This is a genomic window from Chryseobacterium ginsengisoli (assembly GCF_039542325.1).
GTDB classification, from domain to species: domain Bacteria; phylum Bacteroidota; class Bacteroidia; order Flavobacteriales; family Weeksellaceae; genus Chryseobacterium; species Chryseobacterium ginsengisoli.
In genome coordinates, this window is record NZ_BAABHX010000003.1 from 503,031 (window position 1) to 528,353 (window position 25,323).

Annotated in this window: 21 protein-coding genes; 7 read left to right on the top strand and 14 right to left on the bottom strand. The window is 34.2% G+C overall.

All coding sequences use genetic code 11. The features are described from left to right. Positions 1–133: 133 nt before the first annotated feature. From rnhA to ABD940_RS11605, 11 genes are all read right to left on the bottom strand, one after another. A complete protein-coding gene (gene rnhA / locus ABD940_RS11555; RefSeq protein WP_345203851.1) occupies positions 134–610 on the bottom strand; it encodes a ribonuclease HI in 477 nt (158 codons plus the stop codon). An 83-nt stretch (positions 611–693) separates the two neighbouring features. After that, entirely contained in the window at positions 694–1,623 is a 930-nt protein-coding gene (locus tag ABD940_RS11560) for a DnaB-like helicase C-terminal domain-containing protein (RefSeq protein ID WP_345203854.1), read from the bottom strand. Between the two features lie 10 nt (positions 1,624–1,633). Further along, positions 1,634–3,229 carry a replicative DNA helicase gene (gene dnaB / locus ABD940_RS11565; protein ID WP_345203856.1) on the bottom strand — a complete coding sequence of 532 codons (1,596 nt, stop codon included), beginning with the start codon at positions 3,227–3,229 and terminating at the stop codon, positions 1,634–1,636. Positions 3,230–3,391: 162 nt separating this feature from the next. Next, entirely contained in the window at positions 3,392–5,749 is a 2,358-nt protein-coding gene (locus ABD940_RS11570; RefSeq protein WP_345203859.1) for a T9SS type B sorting domain-containing protein, read from the bottom strand. Positions 5,750–5,830: 81 nt separating this feature from the next. Continuing rightward, positions 5,831–7,921, bottom strand: coding sequence for a T9SS type B sorting domain-containing protein (locus ABD940_RS11575; RefSeq protein ID WP_345203862.1), 2,091 nt, complete (start codon positions 7,919–7,921; stop codon positions 5,831–5,833). A 30-nt stretch (positions 7,922–7,951) separates the two neighbouring features. After that, positions 7,952–8,587 carry a tetratricopeptide repeat protein gene (locus ABD940_RS11580; protein ID WP_345203864.1) on the bottom strand — a complete coding sequence of 212 codons (636 nt, stop codon included), beginning with the start codon at positions 8,585–8,587 and terminating at the stop codon, positions 7,952–7,954. Positions 8,588–8,677: 90 nt separating this feature from the next. Then, positions 8,678–9,913: an MFS transporter gene (locus ABD940_RS11585; protein WP_345203866.1), complete on the bottom strand. Its 1,236-nt coding sequence runs from the start codon at positions 9,911–9,913 to the stop codon at positions 8,678–8,680. Between the two features lie 94 nt (positions 9,914–10,007). Continuing rightward, complete coding sequence (locus ABD940_RS11590; protein ID WP_345203868.1) at positions 10,008–10,370, bottom strand: hypothetical protein; 363 nt, start codon at positions 10,368–10,370, stop codon at positions 10,008–10,010. 69 nt (positions 10,371–10,439) lie between these two features. Further along, a complete protein-coding gene (locus ABD940_RS11595; protein WP_345203870.1) occupies positions 10,440–11,939 on the bottom strand; it encodes a GH3 auxin-responsive promoter family protein in 1,500 nt (499 codons plus the stop codon). Positions 11,940–12,070: 131 nt separating this feature from the next. After that, positions 12,071–12,346, bottom strand: coding sequence for a hypothetical protein (locus tag ABD940_RS11600; protein ID WP_345203872.1), 276 nt, complete (start codon positions 12,344–12,346; stop codon positions 12,071–12,073). A 213-nt stretch (positions 12,347–12,559) separates the two neighbouring features. Beyond that, positions 12,560–12,952 carry a hypothetical protein gene (locus ABD940_RS11605; protein ID WP_345203874.1) on the bottom strand — a complete coding sequence of 131 codons (393 nt, stop codon included), beginning with the start codon at positions 12,950–12,952 and terminating at the stop codon, positions 12,560–12,562. Between the two features lie 254 nt (positions 12,953–13,206). On the opposite strand from ABD940_RS11605, the gene mfd reads away from it, so the two are divergent. The 7 genes from mfd to pth all read left to right on the top strand — a co-directional run bounded on the left by mfd (position 13,207) and on the right by pth (position 22,281). Further along, positions 13,207–16,578, top strand: coding sequence for a transcription-repair coupling factor (mfd, locus tag ABD940_RS11610; RefSeq protein WP_345203877.1), 3,372 nt, complete (start codon positions 13,207–13,209; stop codon positions 16,576–16,578). A 600-nt stretch (positions 16,579–17,178) separates the two neighbouring features. Next, a complete protein-coding gene (locus ABD940_RS11615; protein ID WP_345203879.1) occupies positions 17,179–17,997 on the top strand; it encodes a hypothetical protein in 819 nt (272 codons plus the stop codon). A gap of 17 nt (positions 17,998–18,014) precedes the next feature. Then, positions 18,015–18,830, top strand: a complete 816-nt coding sequence (locus tag ABD940_RS11620; RefSeq protein ID WP_345203882.1) for a hypothetical protein — start codon at positions 18,015–18,017, stop codon at positions 18,828–18,830. A 5-nt stretch (positions 18,831–18,835) separates the two neighbouring features. Beyond that, on the top strand, positions 18,836–19,579 hold the full coding sequence (locus tag ABD940_RS11625) for a hypothetical protein (RefSeq protein WP_345203884.1): 744 nt from the start codon (positions 18,836–18,838) through the stop codon (positions 19,577–19,579). A 148-nt stretch (positions 19,580–19,727) separates the two neighbouring features. After that, positions 19,728–20,579 carry a hypothetical protein gene (locus ABD940_RS11630; RefSeq protein WP_345203886.1) on the top strand — a complete coding sequence of 284 codons (852 nt, stop codon included), beginning with the start codon at positions 19,728–19,730 and terminating at the stop codon, positions 20,577–20,579. A gap of 103 nt (positions 20,580–20,682) precedes the next feature. Next, the gene (locus ABD940_RS11635) at positions 20,683–21,630 is read left to right on the top strand and encodes a hypothetical protein (protein ID WP_345203889.1); all 948 of its coding nucleotides are present in this window, start codon (positions 20,683–20,685) and stop codon (positions 21,628–21,630) included. A gap of 87 nt (positions 21,631–21,717) precedes the next feature. Next, positions 21,718–22,281, top strand: coding sequence for an aminoacyl-tRNA hydrolase (gene pth, locus ABD940_RS11640; protein ID WP_345203891.1), 564 nt, complete (start codon positions 21,718–21,720; stop codon positions 22,279–22,281). 46 nt (positions 22,282–22,327) lie between these two features. On the opposite strand, the gene ABD940_RS11645 is transcribed toward pth, so the two are convergent. The 3 genes from ABD940_RS11645 to ABD940_RS11655 form a co-directional block, all read right to left on the bottom strand. After that, the gene (locus ABD940_RS11645; protein WP_345203893.1) at positions 22,328–22,753 is read right to left on the bottom strand and encodes a hypothetical protein; all 426 of its coding nucleotides are present in this window, start codon (positions 22,751–22,753) and stop codon (positions 22,328–22,330) included. Between the two features lie 202 nt (positions 22,754–22,955). Next, complete coding sequence (locus tag ABD940_RS11650; RefSeq protein WP_345203896.1) at positions 22,956–23,591, bottom strand: carbonic anhydrase; 636 nt, start codon at positions 23,589–23,591, stop codon at positions 22,956–22,958. A 48-nt stretch (positions 23,592–23,639) separates the two neighbouring features. After that, positions 23,640–25,232 (bottom strand): SulP family inorganic anion transporter, encoded by a 1,593-nt coding sequence (locus ABD940_RS11655; RefSeq protein WP_345203898.1) that lies wholly within the window; start codon positions 25,230–25,232, stop codon positions 23,640–23,642. Positions 25,233–25,323 lie beyond the last annotated feature (91 nt).

Here is a 25,323-nt window from a genome sequence, read left to right on the forward strand (position 1 = left end):
AGATATTAAATCCCAATCAATAAATATATATTTAATGTTAATTTTGCCGAAATTGATGGTTATTTGGTAAAAAATGATAAGTTAAAAGGGGAAATGCTGAAAAGTTTTAATCTGAATTTAGTTTGAATATAAATTAAAACAAAGAATTGTTTTCAAGATTCTCGAAATAAGTGTCGGTGTCTAAACTGTCTGATGCAGCGGCAGTTACGGCTAATTTGTCACACAGTTCATTTTCGAAATGTCCTGCATGTCCCTTGATCCAGTGCATTTTAGGCTTGTGTAAATTGTATAATACTACGAATTTCTGCCAGAGGTCAGGATTTTTTACATTTTTCCAGCCACGCTTGATCCATCCGGCTAACCAATTTTGATTGATAGCATCCGAAACATACTTACTGTCAGTATAAATATGAATATCGTTATCAGGTGATTTCAGTTTTTCCAACGCTGTGATGACAGCCAGAAGTTCCATTCTGTTGTTTGTCGTTTTTCTGAAACCTTTCGAAAACGTTTTCTGATAATTTTTTTCAGGAACGCGCATGAGAATTCCATATCCGCCTTTTCCGGGATTTCCGCTGCAAGCTCCGTCAGTGTATATTTCTATTCTCATTGTAAATTAGGACTGAAATTTAATTTAAGGTTAATTATTATTTTAGGTTAAATTTTAATCTTAGCTAAATCTTAGTCTTAAATTTAAAAAGTAAAATCATCGTCATCATCATTCATTGATAATGTATTCTGTTTGATACCAAATGCGGATTCTAAATCAATAGTTGTTTTTATTTTATTAAATCCATTTGGACTATGGTAATGGCTAAATCCATTTAAATTTTCAAATTTTGCAATATCCATAAAATAAGACAGTCTTACAGTACCGGTAGCTCCATTTCTATTTTTTGCAATAATTAATTCAGCTTGGTTCTCTGTTGAGGTCTCCATACCATCTTCATCATTATCCCAAACTGTAATTTTATAACTTTTTGGAACATAAATCAGAAAAATTAAATCGGCAATATCTTCAATTTGTGTATAACTATAAAAATCTAGTAGTTTTGGTCTTTTATCAAGTCTTTTGTTTGCATCATTAATATCCGAACCGAATATAATTGTTATATCTAATTCTTTTGAAATTGATTTTAATTCTCGAATTGTTTGATCGATTAAAATACTGCTATCATTATTATGCAATAAATTATGCAATGTTTGTATATTATCAAAAATAAAGATTCTCGAACTATTTTGTTGAATTGAATTTATGATCTTAGCCTTAAGTTCTTTAATATTTAAATCACTAAAATTTTGTTCAAAAACAATTGGGGAATCTTTTAAAATATTTTCCTTACTGAAAATTTTATGCAATTCATCATCGCTAAAATTCTTAGTTAAAAATTTTTTGAGTGGAATTTCAGTAATATTTGATATAAAGCGATTAAACAATAAATTATTGTTAGATTGAAAATTAAAATATGTTGTTGGAATGTTATTATCAATACTTAAATTCTTTATTAATGAAGTTAAAAATGATACTATATCGCCTGATGGAATCCCACCAACAACAATTAATGCTGGAATTTCTAACCAATTAATTTTTTTATCAATTTCAATAAAACCAGTTGTGATCATAAATTAATTTTTAAAAAGGAAAATCATCTTCATCATCAAAATCATTCATTGAAGATCCGGAAAGTTTAGAGCTATCCGGAAGATCGAATGCAGCTCCCGGCTGAATTGTTGTTTTAATTTTGTCAAAACCACTCTGCTCTTTGGATCCGAAGTTTGACGGATAACCACTATCCATTCCTCCATTTAAAGCCGCTTCAACATCTCCGAATTTTGCAAAGTGTTTCAAGAAAGATAAACGCACATCTGCGGTTGCACCGTTTCTGTGTTTAGCAATAATTAATTCTGCCTGGTTTTCTGTTGAGGTTTCCTGTCCTTCTTCATCATTATCCCAAACAGTAATTTTATAATACTCAGGACGGAAAATGAAAGACACGATATCCGCATCCTGCTCGATCGCTCCGGATTCCCTCAAATCTGAAAGTTGAGGTCTTTTTCCTGGACGCGTTTCCACACTACGTGAAAGCTGTGAAAGTGCAATTACCGGAACGTTCAATTCTTTTGCAATCGCCTTTAATGAACGCGAAATCATGGAAATCTCCTGTTCACGGTTTCCAACTCCTTTTCCGCTTCCTCCACCAGCTGTCATTAGCTGAAGGTAATCGACCATGATTATTCTTACCCCGTGTTGCATAACCAATCTTCGGCATTTTGCACGAAAATCGAAAATCGAAAGGGAAGGAGTTTCGTCAATATATAAAGGAGCATTTTCTAATTCTGATACATTGGAAAATAGTCTTTGCCATTCTTCATCATCCAAAGTTCCTTTTCTTAATTTTTCTGATGAAATTCTTGTTTCGGAAGCAATCATTCTGGTGATCAACTGTACCGAAGCCATCTCGAGCGAGAATAAAGCCATCGGAATTTTGTGACCAACTGCAATATTTCTTGCCATAGAAAGTAGAAATGCCGTTTTTCCCATCGCGGGACGAGCTGCAATAATGATAAGGTCAGAATTTTGCCAACCTCCGGTTTCTTTATCCACATCTCGAAATCCTGAAGGAACTCCCGAAAGTCCTTCTTTATCTTTTAAAGATTTAATGGTTTCGATGGCTTGTTTTACTAATGAATTCGCAGTGTCGAATCCTTTTTTAATTGTTCCGTTGGTGATTTCGAAAAATGACTGTTCGGCTTTATCCAATAATTCAAAAACGTCTGTAGATTCTTTATATGAAGCATCAATTACGTTTGCAGAAACATTAATTAAACTTCTTAAAATATATTTTTCAAGAATGACACGAACGTGATATTCGATGTGAGCGGATGAACTTACCCCCATCGTTAAATCAATGATATAATGATCTCCACCTGCCTGATTCAGTTTTTCTTCCTTTTTCAGAGACTGAATAATAGTCATTAAATCGACAGGCTGGTTGCCTTCGTATAATTTTAAAATGGCAGAAAAAATCACATTGTGTCTGGGATCATAGAAAACTTCCGGAGTAAGCAAATCGATAGAATGGTCTAGTCCTTTTTTATCAATTAAAAATGTACCAATAACCAATCTCTCGAACTCCAGTGCATTTGGAGGCAATTTTCCGTCAGCAATGGAGAGTTCTTTTGCAAAGTTTCCGTTCGTCAATGAAGATAGTGTTTCTTTCTGCGCCATAATTCTGCAAAGATAGTTTTTTTGAAAAGTAAATGAAATGGAGTAGCTAACAATTTACTGTGGATAAGTTTTAAACATTAATATTAAAAGGCTTTGCTTTGGTGCATAAAAAAATCACCCCAAAATGAGGTGATTTAAGTGTCTGAAAATTAAAAGATTTAATTATTCTATATTTTTTACCAATACCCAGCCGTTGTATTTTGTCTGAGTATGATTTTTATCGCTTTCTGTCCAGGAAATTGTATACCAGTATGTCCCTGTAACGATTTTTTTACCGCCAGAAGTTCCGTCCCAAGTATAATTTCTCATCTTGTCTGCCTGATAAAGCATATTTCCATATCTGTCATAAACAGTGAAAACCAGATCTTTCTTATATGCTAAAGCTGAATAATCAATGAAATCATTTTTGTTGTCCCCGTTTGGAGTGATCGCATTAAGAAGATTCGGTACTGTTACCTGAACACTAATAGGGTTACAGTCGTAAGAGTCTTTTACATATACTTTGTTTTCACCTCTTGGAAGACCTGTGAAGACATTTGAATCTTGCCAAGTAATTCCGTCCAATGAATATTGATAAGGCGCTTTTCCTCCGTTAACAATTACTGTGAATGAATCATTGGTGATCTCCATGTTTGTAATTACCGGTTGTACAGAAGCATTAACATGTACTTCCTGTAAAGTCCAACATTTTCCAGTTTTTAATTTTACCCAGTAGTTTCCAGCTGATACATTTGAAATGGATTGAGTCGTTGCTCCAGTGCTCCATTCATAACCGCCAAATCCAGGTCCTGCATCTAAAGTTGTAGTATCTTCAATACAGATGATTTTATCTTTAAGTACATTCGATTTTACCGGAGGCAAAACTTTCAAATTAATTTTAGCTATTGCATAACAATTGTACTCATTAATTACTTTCACATAAACAATAGTTGTTGCAGTAATATAAGTTGCAGGATTCAATATTTCATTTGTTCCGGCTACAGCATCAGTTTGAGTTTTGTAATACTTTTTAGTAACTCCGGTTTGAGATGTTACGTTTGCTAATGTTAAATTAAATGAACCTGTAATAATATTCGACTCAATGTAGCATTCTTCAATAGAAGCATCATTTACTATAACTGATGGATTGAATTGTAGTGTAATTATATTAGAACCTGTACATCCTTCCGGTGTAATTACTTTTATATAAATTACTTTCGGAGCCGATGTGTAAGCTGCAGGATTTGTAATTTCATTTACTCCTGCGTTCATATCTGCAGACGTAAGATAATATTTCTTAACAACATTTGTAGATGTCGGATAAACATTGGCAGATGTAAGATCAAATAGACCAGTTCCTGCATTGTTGTTGTTACAAGCTAATAAATTAACCGCATTTACAGGCAATGGAGGTAGGAAATTTAACGTTATTTGTGCGTTACCCATACATCCTTCACTTGTCGTTACTTTTACAAATACTGTTTTAGGCGCAGTAGAAGAATAACTTGCAGGGCTTGTTATTTCGTTTGTTCCTGCATTCAGATCTGCTAAAGTAGGATAATACTTTTTAGTAATGCTTGGTGATGTAGGATAAACATTTGCAGATGTTAAATCAAAATTACCGATACCTGTATTGTTGTTGTTACAAGCTAAAACTGTTGCACTCTGCACGACAATATTTCCCGATTTAAATTTGAACTTCCCAACCTGAAAACACCCGTTAATTGGGTTAGTCGGGTTTGTAGGATCTGTGTATTTCAATCGATAATAATAGATCGTTGTTGCGTCAACCATTATTGGTGTCGTAATAGGAGCATTTCCTGTAATAGCATCATTACTATTTAAGTGGTAAGATACTGTAAAGTTTGAATTACCGTTAATAATTCCAGTTGATAAAGTACTGAAATCAAACATAGTTGGTAAAGCACATTTTAAAATTTCATTTGGATCAGCTGGGTTTGCCGCAGGTGTTCCGGGAGCAATAAATGGATTGGGTGTTAATGCAGGATCTGTAAATGCAGAAGTTAAACTAGCTGTTCCTCCCCAAGTTAATGAAAAAGGCATTGATGCATTTGCACCAGACCAGTTATCTACAATAAGATAATAAGTTTCTCCGGCTACAACGTCCAATGCAGGACTCCATGCACCAGAATTCCCTGTAAGACCAGTCTGTAATCCTGTTTGATTTGGAGCGGGTTGTGCACCTGCATAATTGCATCGTATTGGGGCGCCTTTGGTACCACAAGTTACATTAGGTCCATATACAGCAAAATCATAGTCAGCTGTAAAAGGAGCTTGAGGAGAAATTACAAAAGTTAAAGTTCCGGATGTTGCAACTGTGAACTGATACCATACTGAATAATGTTCGTTCGCACTTAAACAGCTTCCATTAGCATTCACTTGATCATCCACGAGTCCTGAACCTGTAGGGAAATAAGAGATATCTGAATTTCCACATATCGGAATTGCAGAAGCACAATCCGATTGTGAAAAGAACATTTGTGACAGAAATAAAACAGTCAGTAGTAATAATTTCTTCATTAGAACTGATTTTTAATATTAGACTTTATTATTATATTATGTGAAAAAAACCGCTTGAAAAAAGCGGTTTTCTTTGTTTTTTTATTCTCTATTTTTTACCATTACCCACCCTGAGAATTTGAATGGTGTACTCTTTTTATCGTTTTCTTTCCATTCTACAGAATACCAGTATGTTCCTGTCGGTACTTTTTTGCCACCTATAGTTCCATCCCATTTGTATCCGTTAGATTTATCAGCTTGCGCAACTTTTACTCCATATCTGTCGTAGATATTTAATATTAAGCCTTGTTTGCCTGCCAATGCAGAATAATCTATAACATCATTTACTCCGTCTCCGTTTGGAGTGATTACATTCACTAAATTTGGAACAACTACAGTTACTGTAAGTGGATCACAATCGTAACCATCTTTTACATAAATCGTATTGTCTCCCCTAGCGACGTTATTGAAAACGTTAGAATCTTGCCAGTTAATTCCGTCGATTGAATATTTATATGGTGCAGTTCCACCAATCACATTTACTGTAACCGTATTGTTAGTAATATCAATATTTGAAATTACCGGTTGCTCTGATGGATAAACTTTTACTTTTTGTCTGGTAACACAATTTCCTGTTTTAAGATCTACCCAATAATCTCCAACTGTTACATTAGTGATCGTTTGCGTAGTTGCTCCTGTGCTCCATTTGTAAGCTGTAAATCCAGGTCCTGCATTCAATGTTGTAGTGTCTTCCATACAGATAATCTTATCTTCCAGTACACTTGAATATACAGGAGGAAGAACGATTAATGTCACTTTTGCAACTGCATAACATCCATTTCCATCTTTTACTTTAACAAATATCACTCCGTTTGGAGAAATATAGTTAATAGGATCAGCGATTGCATTTGTATCAGCAATAGCATCGGCCAATGAAGGATAATAACTCTTGGTTCCTGTCTGCGTTGTTACAGGAGCTGTTGTAAGATTAAATACAGCCGTTGAAGGGTTTGTTTCAAGGAAACAAGATCTTAATGTGGCATCTGTTACTACAACAACAGGGAAGAAGTTTAATGTAATTTTTGCAATATCAGAACATCCTAAATTGGTTGTTATTTTTGCATATACCTCTCCGGTAGCAGAAGTATAACTATACGGATTTAAAATTTCATTAGTTCCATTATTGGCATCCGCAACAGTTGGATAATACTTCGTAACATAGGTGTATGCCGGGTTTGGTGTGTATAATGTTGTCGTAGTAAGATTATATACCGCAACCCCGTTATTATTGTTATTACACGCCGTTAAACTGGCATTTGTTGCTTTAAAGGTGACGTCTTTAAACTTAAATGCATTGACGTTGAAGCATTTATTAGTCGGGTTATTAGGATTAGTAGGATCTAAATAACGAATTGTATAGTAATATGTATTTGTAGTATTTACAACAATTGGCGATGTGATTGCGTTTGTATCAGCTAAAGCATCGTTGGATGATGGATAGTACTTTACATAGAAATTCGGATTACCATTAATAATATTGGTGCTATTGATCTGGAAATTGTACGGAGCTGCAAAGTTACATAGCTCTATGATTCTAGGATCTGATGCTGTAGCTCCGGGAACTCCAATAGGATTAAACGGATTAGGCTGAATTCCAGGATCATTAAATGGTGAAGTTAATGTAGCAGTACCTCCCCAAGTCATTGAAAAAGCCATTGCAGCATTTGCACCAGACCAGTTATCTACAATAAGATAATAACTTTCTCCTGCTACAACATTCATTGCGGGACTCCAAGCACCAGAATTAGCCGTTAAACCAATTTGTAATCCTGTTTGATTGGGAGCAGCTTGTGCGCCTGCATAATTGCATCGTATTGGTGCACCTTTGGTACCACAAGTTTTGTTAGGCCCATATACAGCAAAATCATAATCAGCTGTAAAAGGAGCTTGAGGAGAAATTACAAAAGTTAAAGTTCCTGATGTTGCAATTGTGAACTCATACCATACTGAATAATGTTCGTTTGCACTTAAACAGCTTCCATTTGCATTTACTTGATCGTCTATGACTCCCGGACCTGTAGGGAAATAAGAAACATCTGAGTTTCCGCATACACGTATTGCAGTAGCGCAATCAGACTGTGCAAAAAATATTTGTGAAAGGATGAGTAGTAATATAAGGTAGATTTTTTTCATAATATTAGAGTTTATCTTGATTATGATACATTATTTAAGAATTGAAAGATAATAGTTTGCATCCTCTTTCCCCCAGCTTGGATCAAGATTGGATTTTTTACTATACGTTTTAAATTTAGCTAAAGCTGAATTGAAATATGTTTTTGCCAATTCTTTATCTCCTCCGTTTTTTACTGGAGAATTTAATGCAATTTCACCTTTAATAACATCAATTCTTGGGTTGTTTTTGTCTTGTAATGCTGCTTTAGCCAAATATTCGTTTGCTTTAGCTAAATCTGATTTTAATAAATAAATTTGTGATAAAAGAATATTAGCTTCTGCATTATTAGGGTTTTTCACAAAGATTCCAGCAATATATTTTTCTGCTAAAGCTGAAGTTTCATCAATGTTCTGCGCGTTGCCATTTTGCTGAGAGCTCATCTCACCTCTGATTATTGATAAAGCTGAGTAATAATAAGCTCTCCAATCTTCTTTTTTAGTTTCAGTACCTCTGGAGAGACTATTAACATATGTAGTAAAATAATCCTTGGACATCTGAAAGTCCTCAGATTTTTTTGCAGACTCTAATTTAGCAATTTGAGTCGGTAAACTTTTCTCATAAGATGATTGGGCAAAGCTATATGCCCCCACCACTAATGTAAAGGAAATAAATAGTTTTTTTAACATAATAGAAAATATTTTATAAACAAAGATAAAAAATTATTAATCTTAATTTAAAGTTTTTAAGATTAATTTAATAAAAATGTCTATATTGTCTTAATATTGCATTTTTCTTAATTTCGGATTTGTACTTCCTACAACCAGTGCAATAAGTACTGTCATCGTTCCGCCAAATACCACAGAGCGCACTACGCCGAGTAATTTTGCAGACAACCCACTTTCAAATTGTCCCATTTCATTACTTGACATAATAAAGATTGAATTCACACTCAAAACTCTGCCTCTGATATTATCCGGAGTCTTCAACTGAACAATCGTTCCTCTGATCACTACCGAAATTCCATCCAGCATTCCGCTTAAAACTAAGAACATGAATGAAAGCCAGTACCAATTCGACAATCCGAATCCGATAATACAAAGTCCAAATCCTGTAACCACACCAAGTAAAATCTTGCCTTGGTTTTTTCTTAATGGAATTATTGATAAAATTGTGATGATACACATTGAGCCAATATCTGAAGCCGCATTCAATAAACCAAAACCTTCTGCACCTACCTTCAAAATGTCTGTTGCATACACCGGGATCATTGCAACAGCACCGCCGAAAAGGACAGCAAACATATCCAAACACAACGCTCCCAAAATTTCTTTTGTTCTGAAAATATAAGAAATTCCTTCACGCATACTGTCTATAACGTTAATATTCTCTTTTTTGTATTCGGAATATTGTTTTTTTAATTGAAAAAAGAATAATGAAGCTAAAAATATTAATGAAATAATAACAACTAATGTCCATTTAACTCCAAAATAGCCGATTAAAAATCCGCCGATTGCATGTCCGCAAACAGAAGAGATAAGAAAAGTTGCCTGATTTAAAGTAACTGCATTCGGAAGATTCTCTTTTTGTACAATTTTGGGGATCATCACAGGAATAATAGGTCCGATAAAAGCTCTTGCAATTCCTGTAAAGAAAATTACTCCGTAGATAAAATAAGTGATCTGATGTCCCGTAAAATGCATTTCAACATTAAGAAAAGCCGGAATCAACAATAATCCGATTAAGAAGATATAAACGAAATTACAAATTAATAATAATTTTTTCTTTTCGTTCATGTCGATTACGTGACCTGCATATAAAGCACAACTTACTGCCGGAATTACTTCCGAAAGCCCGATCAACCCGATTGAAAAAGGATCTTTTGTTAATTGATACACCCACCATCCGAGTAAAGTAGCGAGCATTCTGAAAGCTAAGACAATAAAAAATCTTCCCGTAAGAAGGTTTCTGAATTCGACATTTTGTAATGTCTTTAACGGGGTAAAAGAAATCATCCGACAAAAATAGCCTCAAATAATGACTTGAGGCTATTAATATGATAATTTTTTAAATGAAAAATTAAATGAGACTTAAAAGATAAAATCTATTTTAGTCTGCTCTTGATGCACTGAAAACCAAAGCTGCAACACCTGCCGCTCCTATTATCGTAGCTCCTGTTGCAATTCTTGCTTTTCTGCTGTCTCTTACAGCCGCAACGTTAGCTTTAGGAATGGTAACAACTGTACTGTCTTTTTTGCCTGCAGTTCCGATAAGATTATCTCCTTCCACATTACGGAATAACATTTTTTGATTTTTCGAACCATCTCTCATCATTACAGTATACATTTTTCCTGCTTCAAGATTAGAATAATCATTTTTGGCAGTATCCATAGTATATTTTGTAGTTGCACAAGATGAAATTACAAATAACGATGTCAATAAAGATGATTTTAAAAGTACAGATGCTTTCATTATTATTTTTTAGTTTTCCAAATTTATAATTTTTTTCGAATATACGTTTCCGGAATTGAAAAAATGTGATTAAAGTTTATAAATTTCCAATAAATCTGCGATCTTTCTGTCATTCGCAAGTCTTGGAGTTTTATTTTGACCTCCCAGTTTCCCCTGAGATTTTGCATATTCATGGAATGCAGTTTTCTTTAAAGCTGAAATATGAAGTTTCTGCAAAATATTTCCGGAGATCAGATCATCATAATAAGTATTACGTTTTCTAAGCTGATCATCTAGCTCATTTTTAAATAAATCTAAATTTTCAGGTTCTTTTTCAAACTCAATAAACCATTCATGATAAGGCAATCCATCTGTCGGATTTACTTGTGGAGCAAGATGAAATTCCGTGATTTGGGCAGGATATTTTTCTACCGTTGCTTTGATTGCTTCTTCAACTTCAAATGCAATCACATGTTCTCCAAAAGCTGAAGTGAAATGTTTTGTTCTTCCACTCACCAGAATTCTATGAGGCTTTTTATCAATGAATCTTACAACATCGCCAATCGAATATGCCCAAAGTCCTGAATTTGTCGTTAAAATTAAAGCATAATCTTTATTAAGCTCAACATCTTTTAAAGTTAATCTTCTCGCCTCTGGTTTTCCATATTCTTCCAATGGAATAAATTCATAGAAAATTCCATGATTGGTTAAAAGTAATAATCCTTCTTTCGTATAATCATCCTGAAATGCAAAAAATCCTTCCGAAGCCGGAAATGTCTGAACAATATCCACCTTTCCTCCTAAAAGTTCTTCCATTTTGTCACGGTAAGGTTCGTAATTTACCCCTCCTGTAACGATTAACTGAAGATTTGGGAAGATTTGCTTAATTTTTTTACCGTGTTTGTCAATTAATTTTTCAAAATACATGATCAGCCAAGGTGGAATTCCTGAAATTAAGGTCATATTTTCCTTTTCCGTTTCCTCGACGATTTTATCAACTTTTGCTTCCCAGTCTTCCATCATGTTGGTTTCCAAGCTCGGAAGTCTGTTTTTCTGCAAATAGTTTGGAATGTGATGTGCTACAATTCCTGACAGGCGACCGATTTTTATCCCGAAGTTTTCTTCCAATTCAGGGCTTCCCTGTAAAAAGATCATTTTTCCTTTTACAAAATCGGCGTTATTTTTTTTAGCAATATAATGGAAAAGTGCACTTTGAGCTCCTTTGATTTGAAAAGGCATTCCTTCCCTAGAAATCGGAATATATTTGGAACCGGAAGTAGTTCCTGAAGTTTTTGCAAAATATTCCGGAGTTTCTGTCCAGAGAATATTTGCCTGTCCTTTTTTTACTCTTTCAATATAAGGTTTCAGGTCTTCGTAGTCGGCAATTTTTACATGTGCCTGAAAATCTTGAATAGTCTTGATATTTTCAAAATCATGTTCTCTTCCAAAAAGAGTTTTCTTTGCCGTATCTATTAATGATAATAACAATTCTTCTTGATCTTTCTCTGAATTTTTCTTGAATTCTTCTGCTTTCTGGACGTGTTTTTTCGCCCAAACCAATGCCGCATTTTTCTTTAGGAAGTTTAACATGGTTCAAATTTATAAATAACTGAAGAATTGGCGATCATTTTTAAAAAATATGCAACAAAAAAACCGATGAATGAGTGTACATCGGTTCTTCGAAATTTGATTATGAAAATAACAACTATAATGTTGAGTTTTTATTTGTTCACTTTGTACCTTTTATCAGGTGTACCATCCTTTTTAAGTTTTTGGTTTTCTTTATATCTTTTGTCGGGAGTCCCGTCTTTCTTCATTTTTACAGCCGGTGCAGCTGTGCTTGCCGGTTTTGCTGTTGTAGCAGTAGTGGCAGGTTTTGTAGCTTTTACCGTTTTTACAGTTTGATGAGTAGTTGTTGAAGTCGCGGGAGCAGTCTGTTGAGCAGTTGCAAGTCCAAGTCCTAACATGATAGACATTGCAGATAATAATTTTTTCATAAGAATTAATTTGCTTGTTTTCTTGATTCAAAGTTATACAAAAATCGGACTGAAAATTTCACTTTCGGAAACTTAACTAAAGTTTATTACAGATTAAAAAAAGATTAAATGAGATTGTAATAAAGATAAATATTGAAGATATATGATTCTTAATAAAAAACCTGCCTCCCCTAAAAAGAGAAGGCAGATCCTAACATATGTATGAAAAGTTGGTTAACGCGTACAATTGGCCGTCCACGTTTTGCCATCTTTGATGTATAGAATTTTCAACTCATTGTTGTCAATTCTAATGTATGATGTGGCTGTAGAGCCTACCATAATTAAAGTGTGATCTCCTTGTTGGTTAAACTCAACGCCATTCAGATCAGGAATTCCGTTTGAGAAAGCGAAATTATATTTTGTTCCGCTCGCAATTTTTGTTACAAATACACTTCCGTCATTGGAGTTGATGTCGTTATCACTATCGTGATAAGAAATTGTTCCTTTGTAAGTTCCCGCAAAAAAATCATTATTCGTTGGATCATCATCACGACTGCATGATGAAATGGTCGTGACAACAAAAATCATCGTCAGGAATAATCCCAACAGTCTCATTGCTTTTTTCATAATATTATTTCTTTAATGGTTTGGTGTAGTTAGAAATTTTCAAACATTATGCCATGAGGTAAATAAAGAATTATTTTAACTTTAAATTAAAAATTTTAGTAAAATATTAAGATTTATGTGTTTTTTAGAGATTATTTTAAATTCTGAATAATCTGTAATCATCTTTTTAAAAGAAAAAATAATCCTTACCTTTGTGTAAATCAAACGGTTTCGGAAACTCCCGAAATCGCTTTTGGCGTTTATATCTTTACTATATGCAGTTAAAAACCATCAACGAAAAATTCCTTCCGGATCTGCTTCAAAAAGAATTTGGAAAAGAGATTTTTATTCAATTGGAAAACAATCAACATATTTCTGTAAAAGGAAGTGCAGGATCTTCGGTTTCTATTTTTGTGGCTGAGCTTTTCCTTACACAGAAAAAACATATCCTTTATATTGTAGATGATAAAGAAGATGCGTTGTATGCAAATACGGAAATAGAAGATTTATTGGGAAAAGAAAAAGTCTTGTATTTTCCGGCGACACATCTTGAACCTTATCAGGTGGAAAGAACGCAGAATGCCAATTTGGTTTTAAGAACAGATGTTATCAATAAAATTACTTCCAGCAAATCTCCGAAAGTAATTGTTGCTTACGCGGGAGCTTTGTCTGAAAAGGTTTTGAAGAAAGAAGATTTCAAAGCCATTTCTCATCATATTAAAGTCGGCGACCAGCTTGATTTTGATTTTGTTGATGAATTATTGAACCATTATAATTTTCAACAGGCAGATTTCGTTTCCGAGCCGGGAGAATTTTCCGTGAGAGGAGGAATTGTTGATGTTTTTTCTTTCTCAAATGAAAAGCCATATCGTATCACGTTTTTCGGAAATGAGGTGGAAAATATCAAAACTTTTGATATCGAAACCCAGCTTTCGGTGGAAAAAGTGACGGATTTTCAATTGGTTTCCAATATGAATTTTACGGTCACCGGAAGCAGAGTTTCATTGCTTCAATTGCTGCCAAAAGAAAGTTTCGTTATTTCTAAAAACGGAATTGTCGGAATGCAGAGACTAAAATCATTCTATGAGAAGTCACTGGAAAAATTTGAGACATTAAGCAAAGACATCGCACACAGATCTCCGCAGGAATTATTTATTTCTGATCAGGAATTTCTATTTGATTATAAAAAATTCAGAACTGTTGATTTTGGAAGTGTTCCCATTGAAGGATTGATTGAATTATCAGAAATGAAGATCGATCAGATTCCTCAACCAACTTTTCATAAAAACTTTGAATTATTAATTGAAAATTTAGAAGAAAAACAAAACGAAGGTTTCGATACTTGGATCTCTTTTTCATCTGAAAAACAAAAGGAAAGATTAGAATCCATTTTTGAAGAACTGGAACATAAGCTTCCTTTCAAAAGTTTTAAATCTGAACTTCACGAAGGTTTTGTAGATAGTGACCATAAGATTTTAGTCTATACCGATCACCAGATTTTTGACCGTTATCAAAGATATAAAGCAAAAAATACTTTCGCAAAATCCGAGCAGTTGACTTTGAAAGATTTGATGTCTTTAAAAATTGGAGATTACATTGCTCACATCGATCATGGAATCGGAAAATTCATGGGATTGGTGAAGGTTAATAATGATGGAAAGATCCAAGAGTGTTTTAAATTAACTTATAAAAACGGAGACTTATTATATGTAAGTATTCATTCTCTTCATAAAATTTCTAAATACAACGGTCCCGACGGAAAAGAAATTGTGTTGAGTAAGCTAGGTTCACCAACCTGGAAATCTTTAAAACAAAAGACAAAAGCGAGAGTAAAACAATTGGCTTTCGACTTAATAAAATTATACGCGCAGAGAAAATCTGCAAAAGGTTTCGCGTATACTCCCGATTCTTATTTACAAAATGAACTGGAAGCTAGTTTCCTTTACGAAGACACTCCGGATCAGGAAAAAGCAACCATTGATGTGAAAAAAGATATGGAAGCAGATACTGTAATGGATCGTTTGGTTTGCGGAGATGTAGGTTTCGGGAAAACGGAAGTTGCGATTCGTGCGGCATTCAAAGCGGCGACAGATGGAAAACAGGTCGCGATTTTGGTTCCGACAACGATTCTGGCTTTTCAGCATTACAGAAGTTTTAAAGAAAGACTAAAAGATTTTCCGGTAAATGTTGGTTATGTGAATCGTTTCAGAACAGCAAAACAGAAATCTGAAACATTGGCACAACTAAAAGACGGAAAACTTGATATTATCATAGGAACTCATCAATTAGCGAGTAGTTCTGTTAAATTTAAAGATCTGGGATTATTAATTATTGATGAAGAACACAAATTCGGAGTTTCTGTAAAAGATAAATTAAAAACGTTAAAAGCTGATGTTGATACTTTAACACTGACAGCAACACCGATTCCGAGAACCCTACAGTTTTCTTTAATGGCTGCACGAGATTTATCGGTAATCAAAACGCCACCACCAAACAGACAGCCCGTCGATACCCAATTAATTGGTTTTAATGAAGAAATCATTCGTGATGCGGTATCTTATGAACTTCAGCGTGACGGGCAGGTTTATTTTATCAACAACAGAGTTGAAAATTTGAAAGATATTGCAGGATTAATTCAGAGATTGGTTCCCGATGCAAGAGTGATTACCGGTCACGGACAAATGGAAGGAAAACAATTGGAAAAGAACGTTCTGGATTTCATGGAAGGGAAATACGACGTTTTGGTTTCTACAACCATTGTAGAAAGTGGAGTAGATGTTCCGAATGCAAATACGATTTTCATTAATGATGCACAGCGTTTCGGAATGGCAGATCTTCACCAGATGAGAGGTCGTGTCGGTCGAAGCAATAGAAAAGCCTTTTGTTATCTTATCACGCCACCTTATGATATGATCACTGCCGATGCTAGAAAACGTTTGGAAGCAATCGAACAGTTTTCAGATTTGGGAAGCGGTTTCCAGATTGCGATGAAAGATTTGGAGATTCGTGGTGCAGGAGATCTTTTGGGTGCTGAACAGAGTGGTTTTATTAATGAAATGGGCTTTGAAACATATCAAAAACTAATGCAGGAAGCTTTGGAAGAATTGAAAGATGATGAGGAATTCGAAAACTTATTCGAAAATGAAGAAGACAGAAATAAACTTTTTAAATCTACAAAAGATGTCAATATCGATACAGACCTGGAATTGATGTTGCCGGATTGGTATATATCAAACACAGAAGAAAGATTATTACTTTATCAAAAGTTAGCTGAGGTAGATAATGAAGAGAATTTATTGAAGTTTGAATCTGAATTAATAGACCGTTTTGGGAATTTGCCAAAAGAAGCCATCAATTTATTAAAAAGTGTAAGCTTAAAATGGCTTGCTGCAGATATAGGATTCGAAAAAATTGTAATGAAAAACGGAGTGTTTTTGGGATACTTTCCAGGTAACCCTCAAGATAAATTCTATCAGACAAGTAAGTTTAGAAACATCATTAACTACTTAACTAAAAACCCTGCAGAAGCCCAACTAAAGGAAAAAATCGGTAAAGACGGAAATCACCTGATGATGAGAAAAGACAAGGTAATAAATGTCGATGAGGTGAACTATCTGCTTAAAGCAATTTTAAAAACTGAAGATTAATTTCGTTTAAAAAGAACAATCTAATAGTATAAATACGATATATTTTTAATACTCCAGATAGAATTCGGTGTATTCAGGCTTCTTTATGCCCAAAAATGGATAATTTTCACTAAAATCGATATCTCACTAATAAATTTTCTATGATATTTATCAATTGATGAAAAATAAATATTAAAATTTCATTAAAAAAATATATCAAAAACCATTGAAAATTAAAACTTTGTCTCGAAAAAATTGTACCCATATATTTGTTGTTTTAAAATTGTTATAATGCTTATTTTCTGATATTTTATCACACAATATAGAGTAATAATAAAGTGTTATTTTTATCTAAACTCATTATAAATTGTATTTAAAACGCGAATTCTTTAAACATAAAAATCACTTTTTAATGATTAAACATGATATGATAAGTTACTTTTATGTGAATTATTTATTAATTTTTAGTTTAAAAAACCATACAACCTAACAACTGTTCGTAGTAATAATTCTACTTTTTAAAGAATTTTTACTATGTTGTAAATGGTTAATTTCTATGGGTTTAGGTTTCGTAACTCTACTTTTTGAGATTTTTTTTACTTAACTTTGCAGTCCCTTATTATGAAAAAAACTGTGTATTGCTGCGTGGCTGGATTGTTAATATCAATCCAGACCTACGCTCAGGTGGGAATTGGCACGACTGCCCCCAATTCTACTCTCGATGTAAACGGGAAAACCACCTTAAGAAAAGAACTTAGAGTAGGCGGTACTTCGACTACAGCTGGTAATCCCGGCTTAAACGGTCAAGTGTTGGTTTCCCAAGGAGAAAACTTACCTCCTGTCTGGAAATCATTGAATGTTACCTTTATCGATGAAGGTCAGTACAGATTGGTGAACTCGTATTTATCAACAGATCAGGTTGGAATTTCAACTCTTTCTAACAGCGCTACAGCTGATGGTATTTACAAAAACAGTATCGGAGACGATATTACAGATACCAGCAAAGGAACTTGGGTGAAAATTGATGGTCTTAAAAACGAATTCGTTGTAAAAGACGCCAGAAACAAACTTACTTATCAATTCCAATCAGGGGTTGAAATGAAGGCTCCTGCATCCGGAACTTCACAGAATGTAAGCTTTGCTTGCGGGGTTTTCAGAAACAGTAAGCTTGTAGCTGTACGACCGGATAAGATATCTTCCAACAATAATACCGAAAAATCCGGCATCCAGGATTATATTTTTACATTGAATTATACTGAGCAGAATGTCCCGGCAGGAAATCAGAAAATAGAAGTTGCGTGTAGGAAAATCAATTCATCCAATTCAAACTCTCAATTCACGATTGGACGAAACGTTTCGAATACAAACACCGTATCTAATGCATTTACTCTCGAGTCTATGATGAAAGTAGATATCATAGAATATGTAAGCTACAACTAAACTTTAAGAAAAAATTCATGAAAAATATATTTTCTATCCTATTCATCGGAGTAGGGCTATCACTTTCTGCGCAAATCGGAATCAAGACAGAATCACCAAAAGCGTGGTTAGACGTTAACGGAGACGTGAATTTAAGAGGAAAATTGGCTGTTTCAAACGCAACAGACAATACTCTTTCTGAAGGAGCAGATACTCAAATTTTGGTTTCTCAGGGATCGGGTTATGCGCCAATTTGGAAAACGCTTAGAATTCCTGAATATGAAGCGAATAAATTTTATTTGATCTTTAATAATTCTTTTTCGGACGAGACTGGAGTTTCCTTTACGTCTGCTGAAGAATCTACAATTACTTCAAGATCATCAACTTTTACTAAAAATAATACTTATACAAATTTCACCAAATTCAAAAAAATTCCGGGACTTACTCAGACAATCAATGTTTACAGTACGGTAAGTAAAGCTTATTTCCAGTTTGAAACGGTTGTTCAGGCTACTTACGGGGCTATAGGAACTACAGATTCCTCAATTGATTATGCTTGCGGGATTTTCGTGGATGATAAACTGGTGAATTTAAGACAGGCAAATTTAAAAGCAAGTAGTGCTAATAATCCTTTCCTTACACACAACCAGATCGGTCTTATTGAAAACCTATCAAAAGGAGCACACTCTGTAAGTGTTGCATGTTCAAGGCTTGATTCTTACAACGTTGCAGACGGAACGGTTTTAGGTATCGGAAAAGCGGTTGCTTCTAATATCGACTCTTTCATTGCTGAGTCTTCTCTTAAAGTGGATGTTTATGAAGTTCCACAGGTATTTAACCCAGTTACAAATTAATACAGATGAAAAAAATATTGCTAATAACGAATTTGCTTGTAGCATTTTTATATAACGCTCAAGTCGGAATTAATACAACTACTCCGGTAAACATGCTTGATGTCAACGGTGACCTAAATGCAAGAAAGGAATTAAGAACAGGAGGTACAAACACCGTAAAAGGTTCTGCAGGCGCAGCAGGGACAATTTTTCATAATAGTTCCAGTCTTACAGTAAACGACTGGAAAAGTATTAAGGTTGCAGACGGATTGACAAGTATGTCTTTATTTTCCATGAATACACTGGAAGATAAGACCGGAGTATCTTTTTCCGGAAATGATGGAGCTACGACACCCTATGGTGAAGGTTCGGCGATTACAAGTTCTTGGTCGGTTTTGACGGGGACTTCATCAACTTTTTCTATTACGAATGCTACTAATAAGGTAACGTTCAATTTCCAGACAACAGCTCAGAAAACAGGAAACGGAGATGCATCGACCAGTTTTGCATGCGGAATCTTCGTTGATGATAAACTGCGAGCGGTAAGAACAGATGTAATTATCGGTGGTGCAGGAACCAACAAGATCTTTAATCTTAATGCAACGCTAACAAATCTTCCCCAAAAAAATAATTATACCGTAAAAGCTGCTTGTATTAAAAGAAATATCAATTCCAATACTTTGGGAATCGGTAGAGCAGTAGATACAAATTTTCTGAACGGTGATATGTCTAAATCTGTATTAACATTATCAGTTTTACAGCCGTACTAAATTTTTATAACACAGATGAACATCATAAAATCTAAAAGCGTAAGTTTTTAGATTTTTTTGCTTTATTATATTATTTATTTGAGAATTTTAACTCATTTGTTAGAGAAAATCAATTATATTTGACGGCATTAAAAAATTAATAATTAATATGACAAAAAAATACCTTCTCTCATCTTTTGCGGCATTAGCGCTTGGTTTTGTGATTTCTTGTGATAATACAACAGATGATCCGCCAAATCAGAACAAAACGACTACAGGAGGAACAACAATTACAGGTCCGAGAATTTTAAGCAAAATAAATAACGGAACTAAGGATCTTGAAGAATATATTACAAACGGAGGAGCTCTTTCTCAGGCTTTCACAAGAGATGCAGCTTCTAATAATACAACGACTTCTACTGTAACATATTCCGGAGATAAGATCACTCAGATTAAAATTCAGGATAACGTAAGTCCTCACGTTACAGACAACACGTATGCACTTACATATACAAGCGGAAAATTAACAGGATTTACTATGGATCAGACAATATTGGGATCTGTTAATCACAGTGATTTTACGGTTTATTATGATGCAAACGGACAGTTATACAGAGTTGTAGAAAAGAAAAAATTAGGGGGAAGCACTTCATATTCTCATTATTATGAAACCAAATACACTTTTTCTGCAAGTAATATTGTGAAAACAGATTATACGGGAATGCTTATGAGTGGAGGAAATCCAGATCCTTCATCATCGTCTACTACAACTTATTTCTATGATAATTATGACTCTAAAATAAACCCTTATACTACACTGCCGAAAGAATATCTGATAGTTTCCCTTATGGCAACCACTCAGCTTAATTCTTATTTGCTTTCGTCGAATAATGTAGGAAAAGTAACAATTCAAAGTCCTGTAGGACCTTCAATTTCTTATCCGAAGCTGTATTCGTATGATTCTCAAAACTATCCGGTAACAGATCAGGGTGCTTTGAAATATATATACAAACCGTTATAAGTTAGAATTATCTTTTAATAGTTTTGTTATAATATGAATAAAAACATGTTTTTTATTCAAAAAAAAATTATATTTGTGAAAAAATAAATAATCCCCTTTTGGAATGAAACGACTTTTTTATTTTATTTTGCTTTTAGTAGGTATTTCTACAATCCATTCTTGTAAAGATTTGGCTGACGAAGATGGAAATCCTCTAGTGGATATCAACGACAATACAGGGCTTAATGGTCCCAGAGCTTTATATAGAGAAATTACCAATTCAGATACTTTGGCAACATATTATTATAATGGGTTGCAGATGAATAGGGTAGTTACTCCAGGGGTGAAATATAAATACAAATCTAACACTGATGTAGCATGGAGTGGCGATAAAATCAGCAGAATTGATTTTAAAGGGCACTTGGATGAAGATAATAATGGTGTTTTTGATCAGGATAGCGTTACCTATACTCAGCAATTTACTTATGATAATTTTGGTAATGTAGATGTTATTTCAGAGAATCGTTCTGTTTTTAAACGTGGGACACCTACTCCACCAGCAACAGTTGGACCTTATGCTTTGTTGAGAAAAACAAAGACTCTTTATAAACTGAAATATAGTTCTTCAACGGCTAAACTGGCATCTATTACAATGACAACCGGAGAAGATGTTTCGACAGCACCTTTCAGCTATACTAAATATTCTGAAACAGCATATCAATATGTAGGTGATAATGTATCTAAAGTTACAAGGAATTATGGTCCTATAGGTACTGGAGGTACATTTGGAGCAGCTGTAACAAAATACGGTTATGAATATTCAAGTTATGATGCTAAAATCAATCCGTTTACTTTATTGCCTTTTGCCTATAAGGTTTCAAGACTTTTAAGAACGGAAGTGAATGATGTAGAAAGCTGGATTCTATCTCCAAATAGTCCGACAAGATACACTGTTACAGATCTTGTACCACCTGTTCCTGTTCCTGTTTTCTTCTCTACAAATTACAACTATGATCCTCAGACGTACATGCAGAAAGGATACGGTGTAAACTATATCTACAAACCATTGTAAGAAATAATTTTAACAATATTTAAACTCAATCTTTCCGAAGGTTGAGTTTTTTATTTTTAATGACTTAATTTTGCAAAAAATTTCTCGATGAAATATTTAATAGTGGGTCTTGGAAATAAAGGCGCAGAGTACGAAAATACACGTCACAATATAGGATTTAAAGTTGCGGATAAATTAGCTGAAACAATGGGAGTATCTTTCAATACAACCAATTTCGGCTGGATGGCAGATGGAAAATATAAAGGAAGAAGGGTATTGGTTCTAAAACCAGATACTTATATGAATTTATCAGGGAACGCTGTAAGATACTGGATGCAGAAAGAAAATATTCCTTTAGAGAATGTTCTGATTGTGACAGATGATTTAGCCTTGCCTTACGGAACATTGAGAATGAAAGGAAAAGGTTCTGATGCAGGACACAATGGTTTAAAGAATATTAATGAAGTTCTGCAGACACAAAATTATGCACGTTTACGTTTCGGAATTTCGGCAGATTTTTCTGAAGGAAGACAAGTAGATTATGTTTTGGGAACGTGGAATGAGGAAGAAAACAAAACCCTTTCTGAAAGAATCGAAAAATTTTCTAAAGCATGTTTATCATTTGTTTTTGCAGGAATTAATAATACAATGTCTGCTTTTAATGGAAAATAAATTTATAAATAAGCTTCAAAAATAAAAACCTCCATTTCAGGAGGTTTTACTGTTTATAAACAACTATATCTTTTATGATTTTCTTCTCAAAAAAGTTTCTCTCGCTTACCGTAAAACGATAGTTGTGCTCCTGTTCTGAGAACTCGATTGGAGTTGTTGGTGTGCTATCTGTTTTCCATTTAACGACTAAAGTTACTTCATTTCCCGAATTGATATCTTTATCCGAAAACGTAAACAATGTACTTGGTAAAGGATTATTAGGATCATCTTTGATGTCGGATTTCGATTTTTTCGGTTGCAGTTGAGTCATATCTTTTAAAAGCAGTGAAAACTTCCTTCCGATATATTTTTCTTTGTTGGTCTCAAATTTTTTGATGTAAGCTAAAGTATCACTTACATTTTTCTGAGCCATCAAAGATCCACTGCAAAATAATAAAAGACCGATCAGAAATATATTGAATTGTATTTTCATAAGAAATAGAATTATTAAAGATCAAAAGTAAGATTTTATCAACTTTTTAAAACATAAATTTCGCAAATGTTTTCATAAATAAATCAAAACAAAAAACCACCGAAAAATCGATGGTCTTTGTTTGATGTACTTTTAAAAATTAATTTCCAATCTATCTAACTATAACATATTTTATTTTAAATAGCTTATTTGCAAAAACAAGTTACAACCAAGTTACAACGCCTGTTTCAACGTCATAATTTGCTCCTACTATTTTGATTTTGCCTTCTTCTTCGAGTCTTTTTAAAGTAGAACTTTGCTTACGGATATCTTCAATCGCATTTTTTACATTATGTTGATTCAGTCTTTCAAGAAGCGCTGCATTGGCAGAAGAACGATCTTCACCTTCTTCAATGATTTCATTAATAATCGGATCGAAATGATTGATCAGATGATTAAGATTATCCATTCCCAATCCTTCGATCTTAGCTGCGTCCAATCCTCCTTTCAGAGCTCCGCATTTTGTGTGCCCTAAAACTACAACAAGTTTTGAACCTGCAACGTTGCAGCCAAATTCCATTGAACCTAAAATATCCTGATTTACAAAATTACCTGCAATTCTGATGCTGAAAACATCTCCCAATCCCTGATCAAAGATAAGTTCAGCAGAAGTACGGCTGTCGATACAGCTTAAAACTACCGCAAAAGGCCATTGTCCTTCACGGGTAGCATTTACCTGCTCCAAAAGGTCTCTGTTTGCCTTTAAGTTATTTACAAATCTTTGGTTTCCTTCTTTCAAAAAGTTTAATGCTTTTTCAGGAGTAATCGTAGATTGAGTTTCTGATGTGTGTGCTTTCATATTGATGATTTATTTTCTTTTAAAGTTAAAAAATTTATTGTGATGAGCTTACATTGCTCTTCTGTGTGTGACCAGAATGTGAGAATCTTCGTCTCTTTCATAGTCTCTGTATGAGGTTTTAAAGCCTAAAAGTTCTACCGTGATATCTTCTTCTTTTGCCCGAATATTGGCAAAATCCTGAATCATTTCCAAAACATCGGTTGCAATATAGGAAGTTCCTCTTGCATCGATCGTTACAGTAGAATTTGCTTTAATGTTTTTTAATGTTTTTTTGATGGCTGCTTTATTTAAAAATGAAACTTCCTCAGCAAGCTTAATAGTAATTCCGTCTGCATCGTCCAGTTTTTCTTTGCTTAAATAATAAGCTCTCTTCATATTTCCCTGAAGAATATAGAAAATGGAGATTGCAAGACCGATTCCTACACCTTTTAATAGGTCTGTCGCAACAACAGCAACCACTGTTGCCACGAACGGAATAAACTGAAATTTTCCCAAATGCCAGAAATGCTTAAATGTCGCTGGTTTTGCCAATTTGTAGCCGACTAAAATTAATACTGCCGCCAAAGTTGCCAACGGAATTAAATTTAAAACAACAGGAATCGACAATACACAAATTAATAATAAAATCCCATGAATAATGGTTGAAGATTTTGAAGTAGCTCCTGCATTTGCATTGGCAGAACTTCTCACAACAACAGAAGTCATTGGAAGTCCGCCGATGAATGAGCTGATAAGATTTCCAATTCCCTGAGCTTTTAATTCAAGATTCGTATCCGTAATTCTTCTCTGAACATCCAGTCTGTCTGATGCTTCAATACAAAGTAACGTCTCAATAGAAGCTACAATAGCAATCGTTGCTCCGACAATCCATACTTTTGGATTTGTGAATCCTGTAAAGTCCGGTAATGTCACCAAGTTTTTGAAATCATCAAGAGACTGCGGAACCGGCAAAGAAACCAAATGTTGAGGCTGAATTGCCAATGAGCTACCTGTCATTTTAAAAATCTGATTTAAAACAATTCCTGTAACTACGGCAACTAAAGCTCCCGGAAGCATTTTTATTCTTTTTAAAGTGTGAACTTTATCCCAGGTAATTAAGATGCCAACAGAAACCAATGTGATGATAATTGCACCCGGTTGAACCGCCCCGAATAATTCCGTGAAGTATCCGAAGTTTAATCCATTGTCAAAAATCGATTCATGACCTTCATAATCTTTATCAAATCCCAAAGCGTGAGGAATTTGTTTTAAAATAATAATGATCCCGATTGCAGCAAGCATTCCTTCAATGACGTTATTCGGGAAATAATTCGAAATGCTTCCGGCTCTTACAAAGCCTAAAATCAATTGAATTAACCCTGCAATAATTCCTGCACAAAGAAAAAGTTCGAATGCGCCAAGATCTGTAATTGCCGTTAAAACAATTGCCGTTAAACCTGCAGCCGGTCCGGAAACCGATATATTTGAATTACTAAGTGTTCCTACGACTAAACCACCCACAATTCCTGCGATAACGCCCGACAATGGTGGTGCTCCCGAAGCCAAAGCAATTCCTAAACATAAAGGAAGTGCAACTAAGAATACAACGAGTCCTGAAGGGAAATTCTCCTTTATTCCTCCTATTAATGATGTTTTTTTCATGATGTTAAGCTGTGAAGTAACCGACTTATTTTTCTGTAAATAAATCAATTAAAAAAAAGATTGGAAATTTAATTTTTAAAGCGCATGTGTA

Excerpts from the sequence above, each read along its gene's own strand:
- ABD940_RS11595 (WP_345203870.1), bottom strand. The coding sequence starts at position 11,939 with ATGTTAAACTTCCTAAAGAAAAATGCGGCATTGGTTTGGGCGAAAAAA.
- ABD940_RS11620 (WP_345203882.1), top strand. The coding sequence starts at position 18,015 with ATGAAAAATATATTTTCTATCCTATTCATCGGAGTAGGGCTATCACTT.
- ABD940_RS11575 (WP_345203862.1), bottom strand. The coding sequence starts at position 7,921 with ATGAAAAAAATCTACCTTATATTACTACTCATCCTTTCACAAATATTT.
- ABD940_RS11580 (WP_345203864.1), bottom strand. The coding sequence starts at position 8,587 with ATGTTAAAAAAACTATTTATTTCCTTTACATTAGTGGTGGGGGCATAT.
- ABD940_RS11630 (WP_345203886.1), top strand. The coding sequence starts at position 19,728 with ATGACAAAAAAATACCTTCTCTCATCTTTTGCGGCATTAGCGCTTGGT.
- ABD940_RS11600 (WP_345203872.1), bottom strand. The coding sequence starts at position 12,346 with ATGAAAAAATTATTATCTGCAATGTCTATCATGTTAGGACTTGGACTT.
- dnaB (WP_345203856.1), bottom strand. The coding sequence starts at position 3,229 with ATGGCGCAGAAAGAAACACTATCTTCATTGACGAACGGAAACTTTGCA.
- rnhA (WP_345203851.1), bottom strand. The coding sequence starts at position 610 with ATGAGAATAGAAATATACACTGACGGAGCTTGCAGCGGAAATCCCGGA.
- ABD940_RS11585 (WP_345203866.1), bottom strand. The coding sequence starts at position 9,913 with ATGATTTCTTTTACCCCGTTAAAGACATTACAAAATGTCGAATTCAGA.
- ABD940_RS11560 (WP_345203854.1), bottom strand. The coding sequence starts at position 1,623 with ATGATCACAACTGGTTTTATTGAAATTGATAAAAAAATTAATTGGTTA.
- ABD940_RS11570 (WP_345203859.1), bottom strand. The coding sequence starts at position 5,749 with ATGAAGAAATTATTACTACTGACTGTTTTATTTCTGTCACAAATGTTC.
- ABD940_RS11635 (WP_345203889.1), top strand. The coding sequence starts at position 20,683 with ATGAAACGACTTTTTTATTTTATTTTGCTTTTAGTAGGTATTTCTACA.
- mfd (WP_345203877.1), top strand. The coding sequence starts at position 13,207 with ATGCAGTTAAAAACCATCAACGAAAAATTCCTTCCGGATCTGCTTCAA.
- ABD940_RS11645 (WP_345203893.1), bottom strand. The coding sequence starts at position 22,753 with ATGAAAATACAATTCAATATATTTCTGATCGGTCTTTTATTATTTTGC.
- ABD940_RS11655 (WP_345203898.1), bottom strand. The coding sequence starts at position 25,232 with ATGAAAAAAACATCATTAATAGGAGGAATAAAGGAGAATTTCCCTTCA.
- ABD940_RS11650 (WP_345203896.1), bottom strand. The coding sequence starts at position 23,591 with ATGAAAGCACACACATCAGAAACTCAATCTACGATTACTCCTGAAAAA.
- ABD940_RS11605 (WP_345203874.1), bottom strand. The coding sequence starts at position 12,952 with ATGAAAAAAGCAATGAGACTGTTGGGATTATTCCTGACGATGATTTTT.
- ABD940_RS11615 (WP_345203879.1), top strand. The coding sequence starts at position 17,179 with ATGAAAAAAACTGTGTATTGCTGCGTGGCTGGATTGTTAATATCAATC.
- ABD940_RS11625 (WP_345203884.1), top strand. The coding sequence starts at position 18,836 with ATGAAAAAAATATTGCTAATAACGAATTTGCTTGTAGCATTTTTATAT.
- ABD940_RS11590 (WP_345203868.1), bottom strand. The coding sequence starts at position 10,370 with ATGAAAGCATCTGTACTTTTAAAATCATCTTTATTGACATCGTTATTT.
- pth (WP_345203891.1), top strand. The coding sequence starts at position 21,718 with ATGAAATATTTAATAGTGGGTCTTGGAAATAAAGGCGCAGAGTACGAA.